Origin of the sequence: Maritalea mobilis (genome assembly GCF_004363175.1) — a bacterium.
GTDB classification, from domain to species: Bacteria; Pseudomonadota; Alphaproteobacteria; order Rhizobiales; family Devosiaceae; genus Maritalea; species Maritalea mobilis.
In genome coordinates this window covers 1-14882 of the sequence record NZ_SNYR01000001.1, presented here as the reverse complement: position 1 = coordinate 14882, position 14882 = coordinate 1, and the positions used below count along the sequence as shown (strand labels likewise).

Genomic DNA, 14882 nt, shown 5'->3' with positions numbered 1-14882 from the left:
ATGGGCTCGGGTTACATTTTAAGCTGAATGAGGCTTTGAGAAGTTACCGCTTTTCATAGGCGCACTCTCCACCCCAAATCTTAGGTCTCGGCGGTTTCCGGTAACTGCAAATGATCTTTGAAATACCGTCTCGCACCTAAACTATCCATAACTTGGTGAAGTCTGAATATCAGCGGTGCTGGAATTTTAAATTTCGCCTGAGAAAATGCATCAACTAATGTTTCTCCAGCCAACTCAACTTCGTCGTTATTCAGCAAATTTAGCACGTCGGCGATATGATCAGTTGACAAAATTTTGCATTGGCAAACCAAAACACGCAGCTGATTAGCGGCAGAGAACCTTGTTTCGAACATGTCGTGGACGTTCGAATACTCACCTATCAATTCCGGAGCACTTTCAACCATTTGCTTCAGTTTAGACAGTGCTTTTCTGTCAAATTCTCTAACCAAAGTCCAAAATTCAACGTCCGATATTGGTCGCCAACGCATTGTAAGGTGATCATCATGCTCCACGTCTTGTACGATTATAAAATCATTCAGACCGGCGATGAGGATTTCACACTCATCCCAATAAAACTCAAACAATCCATTACCATCATAACCTGAAAGTTGTGTTTGGTTTTTCGAACCTATGAATTTTGGTGCATTGATAGGCCATGTTATCGCCAACACCAAAAACTCCTCACCAGTTCTCTTAAGTCTAACCTTCATATACAAACATTACCGTCAAAATTTATTTCAATTAAAAAACTATGCTAGAACTTAGCGTTCCAAAGTTTGGCTGAAATTTTAAGTCAAAATACAACAAACAACTACTACCTACAAAATTTATCAGTCAAGCTTCTATCCAAATCATTTGCATTAGCTTTAGTGCTGCATCACTTGTTCAGCTGGCATCTGGTTGTGTCGAGGTGAGCGTTACGGTACTAACGATTTATACTAATATCGTAACAAGTTAGGCGACCTAGCTACCTGCGCACAAAAAAGCCCGCTCCGAGGAGCGGGCCAAGTTGCTCGTCTAGGGTCAAGAGGAGCTTATTCGCAAACCCACCGCATGGTGTGGAAATTGTATTCAAAGCTTTGCATTGGCACCCAAGAGAAACCTTCAAGACATTTTGAGAAGGCCACTTGGCTGGTTTGGGTCAGCAAGAACACGTCTGATTGTTGATCCACCAGATAACGCTGCAATTCTTTGTAGATTTCGTTTTGAGCGTCGATATCGCCCTCGCCGCGGGCTTGTTCGATCAACTCATCCACCTTATCGTCCAACACCCATTCCATGGAGGTCCAAGTGCCTTGGGCGCGTGAGTGATATTGGGGATAGAAGAAGCTATCGGGCGATGGATAGGTCGCGCCATAGAACACTTCGTTGATGGCTGGCGTTGTTTCAGCGGAGCTGGCCAACTCTGTCATCCGGTTCCATGGCTCTGGCTTCATGATCGTATTGAACCCAACTTGGTCCAAATTCGACTTCATCAGCAGCGCGATTTCTTCTTCAAAGGCCAGACCAGCCACAAACATGATCTCAATCGGGATTGCACCCGCATTGGCATATTTGCTCATGGCCACATGCTCTTTTGCCTTTTCAAGATTATATTCTGGCATGGCCAGATCATCGAGATAGGCCGCGGCGAACACTTTCGGCATTGGGCCGGCAAGTGGTTCACCAGGCAACAATTGAGACCGGATGGTTTCATAGTCTGTTGCATAGGCAATGGCCTTGCGGATGTGCACATCGTCCGTTGGCGCAACTTGGTGGTTCAGTTTCAAATAGAAGTTGGTCGCCGTTGGGAACGATTCAATGCGATAACCTTCGATTTTGCTGATCGCGTCATAGGTTTCCTGCGCCTGCCCGTCTGATGACATAGACAGTTCGCCAGAAGCGGCCAGCGCTTTCACGGTGGCCTCTTCATTGGTCACCACAAAGCGCACTTCATCAACGGGTTGATCGCTCCAACCCAAATGATAGCCATCATATTTCTTGATGGTCATGGTGGCGCCACGATCCCAATTGGTCATCATGTATGCGCCAGCGCCAATGCTGTTATTGGCCAAATAATCCTGTGCCCACGGATCGCTATCGGTTTTGTTGGCGTCTGCCACGTCGGAGTTGACCACAAACAGGATCGGTGTGTTGGTCAAGAACGGTGTGTAGACCTTGTTCAGTTTGAACTCGACGGTGCGTTCATCCAGCGCCTTGACTGAATTTTCATCCAGCACGCCTTCGAACAAATAGGCAGGGCCTTCGTTTAGTGCCAGCAGACGGCCCACAGAATAAGCCACGTCTTTCGCTTCTACTGGCGACCCATCTTGGAAAGTGGCGCCTTCTTTTAGCGTGAAGGTGTAGGTGAGCGTGTCTTCAGATACTGTCCAGCTCTCTGCCAGATTGGGCAGGATGTTGCCCTCTGAATCGAGCGTGGTCAGCGCGTCATAAAGGTTCACGCCAGCCATATATTCTGTGTAGTCGTTGATTTTTGCCGGGTCGATGGTGCCGAAAATCTGCACCACATTGACCGTTGCCACATTGTCGGCAAATGAGGGTAAGGCATAGCTAGAAATAGCAGTACTCGCTGCCAGTCCCAGCAGTAGTTTCTTTGCAATCCGCATATTAGTCCTCCTTTTGAAATTAAGTTCTATCCCCGTCCCTCTAGTTGAGGGCTTCTAATTTTTGATAATCGAGGTCGTAGCCAAAGTAGCGTGGCCCCGCGAGTTCAATGCCATGGTCCGTGCGCCATTGCGGGTCGCACGGCAGGCCAAACACAATCACGCGGAAGCCATATCGAATTTGCTCGGTCGTGATGGGTTGTCCGGTTTCCAAATCCAGCAAGCAGATCAAATCTGGCGTGATCGCCTTTGGTTTTCCGTCAGCCGTTTTGGCCAGCAGGAATTCATTTTGAAATTCCAGCGAAATGCTCTCGCCATCATATGAGCCCAAGCCTTCAATGGTGCATGAGCCGCGTGCAAATCCGCCTTCGGTTCTGCGGTCCACATCCATCACGCGGCCTTCAAACAGCGAAACCCCATTAAGGTCGTTTGAAAGCTTGTGCACTGGGTTGCGATTGGCGGCCTGTTCCTCATGGATAATGCGGCCAATGGAATTGATCAGTGACATAGAGCCACGCAAAATCGCCTTTTTGGCCTGCGCACCTGTCATCGGGTAAAGGGCGATTAGCCCTGCCCCGCCCATTTCAATGGTGATCACCCGCGCGAACTTTTCGGTCGACAAATTATCGACTGTGTTCAGCACCAGCGAGTTGCCCTTCTCATCGGCCATCACCATGGGACATGCCGTAATGTCGTGCATGGTCATGGACACCATTTGCAACTCTGGGAAAGCCCGCCCCATGCCATCGCCATCGACAATGGGCAGGCCTACGCCTGCGGCAACTGCGATGGGGATAGTGGAATTCAAACCACCCGCTTCAATGCAGAAGATCGCATCCGCTTTTTTGCCGAGATAATCTTCCAGTGATTTCAATGCATTATTGGCTTCATCGCCACGGGGTAGTTTTTCCAACATAACTGTCGGCGCGCCCATCATGGCAACGGGGATCACCAAGGCATCATCTGCCAAGCTGTCTACATCCACCACATCTACTGGTCCGTTGGCACGTATGGCCTGTTCTGCCATCAACCGCCCGATGTAAGGATCACCGCCGCCGCCAGTGCCCAGAAAGGCACCACCAAGGGCGATATTTTTCATGTCCTCAAGGTCGATCTTTTTCAAAATATCAGCGGACATTATGCTCCTCCCAATTCTGCGCGATCGAGCGGTGTAAAGCTCAATTCTGGATAGCCAAAAGCGGCTGGCCCGATCACTTCAAGTGCGCGTGGCGTGCGCAGCAAATCATGGCAAGGCAGCGCCAACACAGCGATCCGCTGGCCATAGCGCAGCACTTCCGTTGTGATCGGCAGGCCAGTATCTGCATCCAGCACCACAATCAGGTCTGGCACGCAGACTTCCATTTCGCCATCACGCCAAAACACCAGAAATTCGTTCTGAATGGCAATTTCGCCGCGTTCGCCCTGGTTGTTGCCAAAGCCTTCCAAATGGATATGCCCGCGGGCAAACCCGCCCTTCAGATGGCGTTCAAGATCAACAATCTTGCCCGTCATCAGCAGCTTGCCGGTTTCTTGCTTGAGCACAGTGGCAATCGGGTCGAGATTGCGCGCTTGCGCGTCTAGAACCGCCTGCCCCAAAGATAAGGCCTGTGTGATCGTGTTCGGCACTGCAGCCTTCTTCACGAACTCGCCACGCATTGGCGCCATGGCGATTGCCGCCGCCGCGCCCATCGACACAACCGTGGCCCGCGCAATGGTTTCCACCCACACTTCATCGCGTGTGTTGCGGATCACCACCACATTGTCCTTCTCATCTGCCATGGCGGCAGGTGTGGATTTGTGGCCATAGATTGACCAGGTGCACATCTGCATTTCCGGGAATGCCCGGCCCATGCCGTCGCCATCTACAACGGGAATGCCAGCTTGCGCTGCCGTCAACATCGGCTCCATGGCATTTGCGCCGCCAATTTCCGATGAAATCAGCGCATCCACCTTGCAATCGAGTTCCTGCTCGATAGCCCGCAGGGCGCGCAAACATTCGTCGCCACGTTCGATCTTTTCAACGCCGACCACTGGAGCGCCGATGCCACCAAGAGACACCACCAAGGCATCATCCGGCAGTTCATCGAGCGGGATCACGTCAATCTTATTGCCTTTGCGCAATTCCTGCCGACAGCGCCACTTCCCGATATATGGGTTGCCGCCGCCGCCCGTGCCCAAAATGGCTGCGCCAATTTCAACAGCGTCCAAATCGCTGTCTTCAATTTTCCGCACCTTATCCATTGAGGTCCCCCACAACTTTGAGGCGAATGCGGGTGGCGTTGCCTGGCAAATAAGCCAATGGCACATCTTCTTGGTCCAGCAATTCAATGCTATCCGGCTTCGCGCCAGCAGCAATCGCTTTGTCTGTCGCTTCTTTCCGCGCTTCGCTGAGTGCTTGATCGCGTGAAATCTCGGACAGGCTGTAAATCCGGTCAACTTCACCGCTAATCTGGCCAATGGCCGCGCCAACCGCATTGGCCACTGCAAAGTTTTCAGGTCGCTTCACAGGCAGATCGCCAATTTGATCTGGGATCAGAATTGAACCGCCGCCCACTGCCAAAACTGGGATTGGATCTGGTGAAACACGCATGCGCTCCACGGCGTTGGTGATCATATCGTCGATCTGGGCTTTGATCTGTTTCAGCTTTTCTTCGCCTAGCTCGCGTGCAGGGCCTGCGTCACCGATGTCGGCAATGCCCAAGCCAACAGCAATATCGGTAGAGGTCAGCGTGTTGCCGCCAAACAATTTGCCTTCTTCATGGATGCGATAGCCCACAGATTTAGGCCCAATTTTCGCTGGATCAGTTGGCTCAATAATTGTGCCGCCGCCCAAGGCGATGGAAAACACATCTGGCATACGGAAGTTTGTGCGCACGCCGCCCACATCAACTGACGTGCTGGCTGGCCGTGGAAAGCCTTTAACAAGTGCGCCCACGTCAGTAGAAGTGCCGCCCACATCCGCCACGATGGCATTTTGCTCGCCGGTCAGGAACGACGCGCCGCGCATAGAGTTTGTTGGACCACTGGCAAAGGTCAAGACCGGATAGGCTTGCACGAAATCTGAGCCCATCAACGTGCCATCATTTTGCGTAATGAAATATGGGCATGTCAGCTTCAACGATTGCAGCGCCCGGCGGAATGCATCCACTGTGTGCGTGCTCAAATTGCGCAAGGATGCATTCATGATGGCCGCGTTTTCGCGCTCCAAGATGCCCAAGCGACCAATCTCGCTCGATAGCGTGAAATTGGCATTTGGCAGGCGCTTTTTCATGATCGCAGCTGCGCGTTTTTCCATATCGTCATTGACCGGGCTGAACACGGAGCAAATGGCAATTGTTTCGATGTTCTTCGCCGCAATCTCATCAGCGATTTTGGTCAGTTCATCTTCGTCGATTTTCGAAATCTCGCGGCCGTCAAATTCATTGCCGCCGGCAGCCATCCAATAATGGCCGCCCACTGCCTCGCGAATATCATCTGGCCAATCCACCATAGGCGGCAAGCATTGCGCTGCGGGCAAGCAAAGGCGCACCGCTGCGGTTTCAGACATATTGCGCCGCTCCACCACTGCGTTGGTGAAGTGGGTTGTGCCGATCATCACCGCTGAAATTTGGTCTGCGCTGATTTGTGTGTCGTCCAAGGCTTTTTTGATGCTGTTGACCACGCCGGACATCACATCTGAAGTGGTTGGCGATTTCACGCCCACAAGCACCTTATCGCCGTGCATAATCACCGCATCGGTGTTTGTGCCGCCTACATCTATGCCAATTCGGTACATTGTCCCCTCGCTTTACTTACCAAGCGCGGTTGAGGTGGCCAGCACCGCCGCGCGTTCTTGTTTTGTTAGTTTTGGTTTGAGATTTTCTTCTTCAGCGCTGATCACCGGAATGGAGCTGATCAGGGCCTGGGTGTAATTGTGCTGCGGGTTGGCAAACACATCTTTGGTGGCGCCAAGCTCACACATTTCGCCGCGGAACATCACGGCAATTTTGTTGCAGAAATTGCGCATCAGCGACAAATCGTGAGAGATGAACACATAGGTGAGATTGAGTTCTTCACGCAGACGGTGTAGTAACTCGATCACCGTGTTTTGCACCAACACATCCAAAGCGGACGTTGGCTCGTCCAACACCAGAATTTCAGGCTCCACGGAAAGCGCACGCGCGATGGCGACCCGTTGTTTTTGCCCACCGCTCAGCTCATGCGGATACATGGAGGCGTAATGCGCGGGCAAATCCACCATATCCAGCAGCTGCGCAACCCTGCCTTTGATTTGAGCTTTGTCGTAACCTGTGAAGTGCAATGGCACGGCCAGTTGGTCGGCAATCGTTCTCTTCGGGTTCAAAGACGAACCGGGATTTTGATAAACGATCTGCACCAATTTTCTGAACTCAACGGTACCCCGTAGTTCATTCAGGCTTTTGCCATTGAACTGAATATCGCCCGACGTCGGTCCATAAAGGCCCAGCAGCATTTTGGCTAAGGTGGTTTTACCCGAGCCGGACTCTCCCGCGATGCCAAAAATGTCGCCGCGATTGATCTCCAGCGAAACGTTTTTCACCGCCTGCACTTCGCCAATTGGCCGATTGAGCAAACCGCCGCGCCGGACAAAGGTTTTACTGATGTTCGAAATTTTGATTTCTGTGTTTTTGTCCGCCTTGTTTTCAATGTCGCGTACCCGCGAGCCATAAAGCGGTGGCACTGCTTCCATCAGCTTGATCGTGTATGGATGTTTGGGAGCCGAGAACACTTCTTCAAGTGTGCCCGTTTCAACAATATGTCCCCGCTCCATCACATAGACCCGGTCTGCCATTTCGCGCACCACGCCCAAATTGTGCGTGATCAACAGTAGCGACAGCCCCTCATCGCGCACCAGCGCATTCAGCAGGTCCAAAATTTCTTGTTGTGTTGTCACATCAAGCGCCGTGCCCGGCTCATCGGCGATGAGCAGTTTGGGCTTGTTCAGCAGCGCCATGGCGATCAACACCCTTTGGCGCATCCCGCCAGAAAGCATCATGGGATAAGACCCCATAATCTGCGCCCCATCGGCCAGTTGCACTTTCGCCAAAGTTTCAATGATGTGCTTTTTGCGCGCGTCGGCAGAGCGGTTTTGCCCATAACGAATGTCTGCAAAACGAACAATATCGTCCATCTGCTTGCCGATGGTCAGAACCGGATTGAAGGAAAGTAGTGGATCTTGCAAGATGATCGAGATCCCCGCCCCCTTCAATCCGTCGCGCTCACGCTTCGAAAGGCTTAGAAGTTCCTTGCCTTTATATTTGATTGAGCCACTCTCAATGGTTGCCGGCGGCATCGGCAAGGTGCCGATAATGGTGCGCATGGTCACTGTTTTGCCGGAACCAGATTGACCGATAAGCGCAACCCGCTCGCCTTCATTGATGGTCATCGACACATCAAAAAGAGTGTGAGATTTGTGGCCGTAAGTTGAAAAGCTGATATTGAGCTTGTCGATGTCGAGAATTGGAGTTGTCGTCATCATCACACCTCCACATCCATCATGTCGCGCAGCCCATCGCCCAGCAGGTTGAACCCGAGAATGGCGTACAGAATGGCGAGGCCCGGCATCAGCGCTTCCCACCAATATTCAGGCAAATATTCGGAGCCGGTGCTCACCATTGTGCCCAAATCTGGGGTTGGCGGTTGCACGCCAAGACCAAGGAAAGAGAGCGCTGCGCCGAACAGGATCACAAAGCCAGCGTCCAGTGAGATTTTCACCGAAATGGCAGACACACAATTAGGCAGCAATTCGCGGAACATAATGTGCGTGTGGCTTGCGCCCGCCACTTTCGCGGCTTCCACATAATCTTCGCTCATTTGCGCCTTTACGATGCGGTAGATCAGGCGCGTGTGCCAGGTCCACCACAGCATGGTGATGGCGATCATCGCATTGATCAAATTGGGTGAAAGCACCGCCGTGATCGCAAGGGCCATCGCCAAAGGCGGAATGGCCAGCATCACGTCTGTAAAGCGCATAATGGCAAATTCGATCCAGCCTCCGAAATAGCCCGCGGCAAGGCCAAGCACCACCCCGAATGGCACGGCAAAGCCCAACACGCCAATCACCATGCCCAGCGAAACGCGGTAGCCGAAAAGCACGCGGGAGAAAATGTCACGTCCCACATTGTCGGTGCCGAACCAAAATTCTGCATTGGGTGCCGTGTGCCGATTTCTAAAGTCGACGAATGACCCGGCAGATTGTGGCGATGGCGCAAGAAATGGCGCAAAGATCGCGGCGACAATCACGGAGATGACAATAAAGGCACCGATCATGGCTGCTGGGTTGCGCGTGAAGCGATACCACGCCATTTGCCCACTGGTCATATTGCGGTGTGCAGTGCCTTGGGTGGTGGTTGTGCTGTCGACACTCATTTGGACGCCCCCTCTCTTAACCGATGGCGGGGATCTAAAATGCCCAGCAAAATATCAATCACCAGATTGGCAATCACGAAGAACAGGCCAGATACCAGCACCACGCCGATCACTGCGTTCAAATCTTTCTGCAAGATTGTGCGCACGCCATAGCTGGCAATGCCCGGCCAACTGAACACAAATTCAACGATAAAGGCGTTGCCGATCAGGGAAGCGAATTCCAAGCCCAAGATGGTCAAGGGTGCCACACAGGCGAGCCGCAGTATATATTTGAACGTCACCACGCGCTCTGGCACGCCATAGGCCCGCGACGCTTCCACAAAGTCTCGGCCGCTCAATTCAATCATTGAAGACCGCGTGATCCGCATCACTTGCCCAATGCCTGCCGCCGCCAGTGCCGTTGCGGGCAAAATCAGATGCATGAAGGCATCGCCGAACACATCTGGCCGACCAGCTAAAATAGAGTCGATCAGCAGAAGGCCCGTTACATCTGCGCTGAAATCCAACCCGCCATCGAGGCGTCCGGTCACAGGGAAAAAGGTGAATACATAGCTCGCCATCAGCTGCAGGATGATCGCGAGCACAAAGCCCGGTGTCACCACCCCGATCAGCGAAATAATCCGGGAAACATTGTCCACCCAAGTGTCACGATAGATCGCGGCCAACACGCCAAGCGGAATGGACAGTACGATTTGAATGACGATGGTGAAGAGCACCAATTCAAGCGTTGCGGGCAAGGCTTGCATAATATCTGCCGAAACTGGTCGGCTGGTCAGCAAGGATTTGCCGAAATCACCATGGGTAAGCCCCACCAGATAGTTCCACAATTGAGTATGGAATGGCAGGTCCAGCCCCATTTGCTCGCGCATTTGCGCCACCTGCTCGGCAGATGCCAGCGGGCCAAGCGCAATCCGCGCAGGATCACCCGGCACAATTCGTGCAATAACAAATATGAGAATGGCTAAGCCAACCAGTACAAGAAAAAGCGAAGCCGCCCTTTTCAGCAAATAATAAAACACCGCAATCCTCCCTCACAGGTATGGTTGCGGCATCTCACCCAAAACGGAAGGCGCTAATCAGTCTAGTTTAACTCTTAAAAGTATAGCTTTTTTCATTATTGGAAATTTTATCAATAATTTCAATTAATTCACCTCTCGACCTTGCGTTAAAAATCTTAAACAAATTGGTGAGGTGATATTTCACTGCAGCCTCTGTAAGCCCCAGATTTACTGCGATTTTCTTGTTTGATCCGCCATCTTGCAACGCATTCAAAATGCGCAATTGTTGGGCTGACATATTGTATTTCTGGAATTCTTTTGGCGCGATATAGCTTTTGCGAATAATCCGGTGCACCTGCTTCGCGAAGTAGGCGAGCCGCTTATGACCGCGCGCAAATTTGCCTGTTGCGAGTTGGGAGGAAACTTTGGACACCACTTCGCGATATTCCAAAAAGATCGACGCCAAATTCTCATGGGCCGCAATACGCATGGCATTTTCTACATGCTGCCGCATTTTCGACCGTTGTTTTTCTGATTGAGCAACTGCAGCGCGTGCCAATTCAGACATGACGTTGCTGCGCACATTGCGTTCATCGATAGAGAATTTGTCCAACACCTTTTCCGGGTTCAGCTTGAGGGACATGGTCTCAGAAATCACAATCCCGGTCGGGCTATACATTGCCGCTTTATCGAGATCATACAGAAAGTAATTGGCCTGATCTTGCAGCCCGTCAATATGCTCGATATGGGCTTGGATCGCCTCAATCGCCAGCGAAAAATCTCCATGGCGACGGTGAAAATCGACTTGGCATTCCTGCAAAAACGCAATTGCCTTTTTCCGGCCTTCCAGAAAATAAATGCTCAGTGCACCGATACGGCTTACTTCGATAAAGATTTCTGACCAACTGTCGCCATCAACAAGAGCTTGCCTGATTTTCGCAGCACGCTCAGGAATGTGGGCAAACTCCCCTGCCTCGAAATCAATCGTCAGCCACAGCGCCTCGATAAGCTCTTTCTCACTTGAAATACAAATATTCGCGATCTTAAAAAATCGCTCGGCTGCCTTTAAATGCTGCTTAGCCTGACGCAGTTTACCTTCAATTATTGCCAAATCAGCCAAATGCAAATGTATGAAAAATTGAAGATAAGGCTGCTTCGCCTTTTCATATGTCTCGAGCGCCTGCGCCCCGATCATCCGCGCTTCCGAGATCATGTTTAGGCGCCCATACACAACAAGCATTGAATTGTAATAGAGCCCGCTGAACAGATGCTCGCCCAAGGGCAACCGCCCCTCCAATTGCTCCCACGCTCTGAGTTGCTTTTTGCTCACCCGCTCGCCCAAATGGATATGCACCATCAGCTCCGTCAGCACAAAGATATAGGATGGCGCAAAACTTCGCTCTTCATCATACAGCAAAGCCTTGGCGCGTCGTGCCCGCCCGTGCTTCACAAGGCTCAAACACATGGCCACCAAAAAGATTTCGCTTTCTTGAGCAATCCCCTCGGGTGCCGACGAGAAAATTTCGTCAAGCGTTTCATAGCCTAAAGTAAACGCAAAAAACGGCCCACCTGCCTCCAGCACCAGCCGTTCGGCCCCTTGAACATTCCCAGCCTTTAACGCCCGAACAATATCAGCAACAAACTTCCCTGCGTCCGACAAAAAGCCTCCTCCAAAGCTCCCCATCCGGCAAATGCACCAGATCACATACCTTCAGGTTACACCCGCGATAACACATTCGCCTAGCCCAAAGCTGGGAGAAATCACACCCGCAAAAGCCATCCCAAAGGCAAAACCACACAACCGACCTGAATTTGCATAAAATTTTATCATTTTAAGTAAATATAAATAAACCTAACTAATTGACCTATATTTATTAAATAACCCTCATGATAATCTCAATGGAGAGCGTCATGAGTAAAATAACAATTGCTATAAAAACAGCGTCTTGCTTTATATTTTTAATTATTTCTACTTTTAACCTATCTGCGAAAACACCAGAATTCGCCGATTTGAATCAAGTAGAACGGAGAAGTTTTGAGTTATTGAACCGTGCGGCGCAAAACTTCATGCAAGATTTTATAACTACAGCTGCAGATCGCGCAAAAGCAAATGACAATCATAAACTTGCACAGCGCGTTCGGATGTTGGTTGATCAACGCAAATCCACACCCGTTGTGCGGCAAGAATTCGACATTCCTGCTTATGATGTGCTCAATTCTGTGGCGGTATTGGCGCCTAACCTGCCAAGCAATAAAAGCTGGCAAGCAATCTCTAGCAGCGACTTTTCGGCGCTTTATGGTGACGGTTGTAATTTTGCCTCTGGCGCGTGCAATACGCCATTCGCCAAAAAGATGCAGAATCTTTTGCCAGCACTACAACGCGCGAGTTCGTTTCAGCAGCTTAGCCAAATCAACCGCACAGTAAATAAAGCCATCACCTATCGCGATGATATAAAGGCATTTGGCAAAAGCGATTATTGGGCAACGCCTGCCGAACTTGCATTACGCGGTGCCGGCGATTGTGAAGATTTTGCAATTGCAAAGTATTGGGCGTTGCGCGCTCTGGGCTACGACCAATCTCAGCTTCAGTTGATTGTTCTGAAAGACACCCGTCGCAATCTATATCACGCTGTGTTGGCAGTTCATGTTGGCGGCAACACATTTATTCTTGATAATTTGAGCAATAATATCGCCGAGCAATCTGCATTTCCAAACTATATGCCGATTTTCTCATTCGTTGCAGACGTTGCCTATATTCATGGCCGCAGCAAACCAAACACTGCAAAAGTTCAATTGGTCGCCTCAAACTAAAAGGCTGGCGACATTGCAGCCACCAGCCTTTTCAAGTTTAAATCACATCTACGTCTTGATCTTGGCCAGTATCAAATAGAATGTTGATTTTATTGCCATCGTCAATTGTGATGATGGCCACATCGACATATGAATCTCCACCGCCATCAGTATCAACTTTGATGGTATATTCATTTGGATTGCCAGTGCTTGCAATGGAAACAAAGCCGTCATCATCCAAATCCACAGCACCTATGGCGCCGAACAAGTCGGACAGATCGACAACGTCACCTTCGCCATAATTGTAGTCAGCAATCACATCCTCAATGGTCAATCCAGCTGAGTCACTGTCCACCTTGAATGTATCAGCGCCGAGACCACCTTCCATTGTGTCGGAGCCAAGGCCACCAATAAGAACGTCATCACCATCACCGCCAGACAAGAAGTCGAGACCATCAAGACCGTTTAGCGTGTCATTCCCCCCGCCGCCGAACATGATGTTTGTTTCCGCTGTGCCGGTGATGTCCTCATTCGCCCCGGAACCAAGGAAATGCGTCTCTGCCGCACTGTTCGTGCCTAAAATATAGGGCGACGTAACCGAAACTGAGTTCGCATCCACTGTCGCGGGTGCTTCCGGCAGCAAGTTGATGTCCAAGGTGCCGGTTGAACTGTCACCATCAGCATCCGTCAATTCCAGATCCAATGCAATTTGCACTGGCTCACCTGGGTCAGTCACAGTTGTGCCGAACTCACCAATTTGGAAATCCTGGCCTGACTCGTGGTGAAATTCGACGCTGTTGTACCCATCTGCCGTGAAGGTGGCGATTTGGGTATCGGAAACAACACCGTCAATCAAAACATCATAGGTGCCAGCCGTCATTACAAATTGCACGGTAAAAGTGACGCCCCCGACGGTAATGTTTGTCGCCGTTGTTCCGATCGCGTCAAATGTTAGCGTACCCACAGCGGCGTTATACATAATCGACACTGCAGTAATGGACTCTTTCGTGCCATCGCCAACCGTTGTATCGCCATCTGGATCATCAAATGCTTTTATCCGAATTTCGCTTATTGGGTTCGACCCACCACCGCTAATTCCGGTAAATGTCGCTGTTGCACCATTCACGTTGTAATGTCCTGTAAATGTGTGGTCCTGATTGAAACCATCACTATAGTCAGCAGAACCGCCGCCTGAGTTGGCTGGGTTTCCGCTAAGATCATTCACAAAGTCCAGACGCATTGCTTCGCCCGCGTCAATGAAGCTGTCATTAACACCGCCAGAGTTTGCGTTCGTGTTGGTGGTTCCGTCGCTCACACCGCCATCCATAGGCGTCAAAAGCAAGTCTAGATTATTGCCGCTGCCATCAGTAAAGCCAGACCAAGGATCATTACCACCAACAAATGCATAACCAGAATTCGCATCAAAAACGATGTCAGTTTGGCCACCATCAACTGTGCCAGACATTGTGACAGTATAGCTATCATCTGTTGCATCGCTGGTGTCGTGATTTAGTTCAACAGTGAACACGATTCCCGTACTCGCATCACCTCCGGTTGTGCCAACCAGCGTGGCGCCGCCATCAGTCAAGTAGTATGTAATCGCCAAACCACCAGATGTTAGGCCGCTATCCGCACCATCTAGCGCCGCTGCGAAACTGATTGCCCCATTCTGATCCGCACCCACATTGTTATCAACATTGCCATCAAAATCGAGCGCACCAACATAGGTGGCACCGTTTTCGTTGAGCAACGTGCCGCTCTGCGGGTTGAATGACGATGGTACATCGTCAGATACGCTCAGATTAACAGTGCCCTCGGCTTCGTCCCCATCTGTATCGGTCGCCACAACGGTCACGCTGCCCAACGCCTGAAGATCATCGGCGGTAAAGCTGGGGTGGCTATCATAATTGTCGTTCAAGGTTGCGGTCACCGTCGCAACATCACCCACAACGCTCAGATCAAGCGTCACAATCGTGTCCCCGCCATCGGAACCTGTAATTTGTGTATCAGACACACGTACCCAAGTCAGACCGCCGCTGAGATTACTCACATCCGTTGAGAACACAATCGTGCTGATCGCATCAGAACCTGGCGTAAACGTAAT

11 protein-coding genes are annotated in these 14882 nt (G+C 50.9%); 1 reads left to right on the top strand and 10 read right to left on the bottom strand.

The genetic code is table 11. The features are described from left to right. Window positions 1-80 precede the first annotated feature (80 nt). The 9 genes from ATL17_RS00055 to ATL17_RS00015 all read right to left on the bottom strand — a co-directional run bounded on the left by ATL17_RS00055 (window position 81) and on the right by ATL17_RS00015 (window position 11648). Complete coding sequence (locus ATL17_RS00055; protein WP_166638824.1) at window positions 81-671, bottom strand: hypothetical protein; 591 nt, start codon at window positions 669-671, stop codon at window positions 81-83. A 363-nt stretch (window positions 672-1034) separates the two neighbouring features. Next, a complete protein-coding gene (locus ATL17_RS00050; protein ID WP_133570751.1) occupies window positions 1035-2606 on the bottom strand; it encodes an ABC transporter substrate-binding protein in 1572 nt (523 codons plus the stop codon). Window positions 2607-2646: 40 nt separating this feature from the next. After that, window positions 2647-3741 (bottom strand): S-methyl thiohydantoin desulfurase family protein, encoded by a 1095-nt coding sequence (locus ATL17_RS00045; RefSeq protein ID WP_166638823.1) that lies wholly within the window; start codon window positions 3739-3741, stop codon window positions 2647-2649. Then, window positions 3741-4844, bottom strand: a complete 1104-nt coding sequence (locus ATL17_RS00040) for an S-methyl thiohydantoin desulfurase family protein (RefSeq protein WP_133570750.1) — start codon at window positions 4842-4844, stop codon at window positions 3741-3743. Before ATL17_RS00040 ends, ATL17_RS00045 begins: the two co-directional genes overlap by 1 nt. Further along, window positions 4837-6378: a hydantoinase/oxoprolinase family protein gene (locus ATL17_RS00035; protein WP_133570749.1), complete on the bottom strand. Its 1542-nt coding sequence runs from the start codon at window positions 6376-6378 to the stop codon at window positions 4837-4839. Before ATL17_RS00035 ends, ATL17_RS00040 begins: the two co-directional genes overlap by 8 nt. Window positions 6379-6390: 12 nt before the next feature. Beyond that, window positions 6391-8100 carry a dipeptide ABC transporter ATP-binding protein gene (locus ATL17_RS00030; RefSeq protein ID WP_246028597.1) on the bottom strand — a complete coding sequence of 570 codons (1710 nt, stop codon included), beginning with the start codon at window positions 8098-8100 and terminating at the stop codon, window positions 6391-6393. Continuing rightward, the gene (locus ATL17_RS00025) at window positions 8100-8990 is read right to left on the bottom strand and encodes an ABC transporter permease (RefSeq protein ID WP_133570748.1); all 891 of its coding nucleotides are present in this window, start codon (window positions 8988-8990) and stop codon (window positions 8100-8102) included. The genes ATL17_RS00030 and ATL17_RS00025 overlap by 1 nt, the downstream gene beginning before the upstream one ends. Further along, on the bottom strand, window positions 8987-10015 hold the full coding sequence (locus ATL17_RS00020) for an ABC transporter permease (RefSeq protein ID WP_208111135.1): 1029 nt from the start codon (window positions 10013-10015) through the stop codon (window positions 8987-8989). The genes ATL17_RS00025 and ATL17_RS00020 overlap by 4 nt, the downstream gene beginning before the upstream one ends. Window positions 10016-10076: 61 nt before the next feature. Further along, window positions 10077-11648 carry a helix-turn-helix transcriptional regulator gene (locus tag ATL17_RS00015; RefSeq protein ID WP_166638822.1) on the bottom strand — a complete coding sequence of 524 codons (1572 nt, stop codon included), beginning with the start codon at window positions 11646-11648 and terminating at the stop codon, window positions 10077-10079. A 251-nt stretch (window positions 11649-11899) separates the two neighbouring features. Between ATL17_RS00015 and ATL17_RS00010 the strand changes: the two genes are divergently transcribed. After that, complete coding sequence (locus tag ATL17_RS00010; protein WP_166638821.1) at window positions 11900-12799, top strand: transglutaminase-like cysteine peptidase; 900 nt, start codon at window positions 11900-11902, stop codon at window positions 12797-12799. A gap of 37 nt (window positions 12800-12836) precedes the next feature. On the opposite strand, the gene ATL17_RS00005 is transcribed toward ATL17_RS00010, so the two are convergent. Beyond that, window positions 12837-14882 (bottom strand): type I secretion C-terminal target domain-containing protein (locus ATL17_RS00005; protein ID WP_133570744.1); only part of this gene is annotated, 2046 nt, incomplete at its 5' end.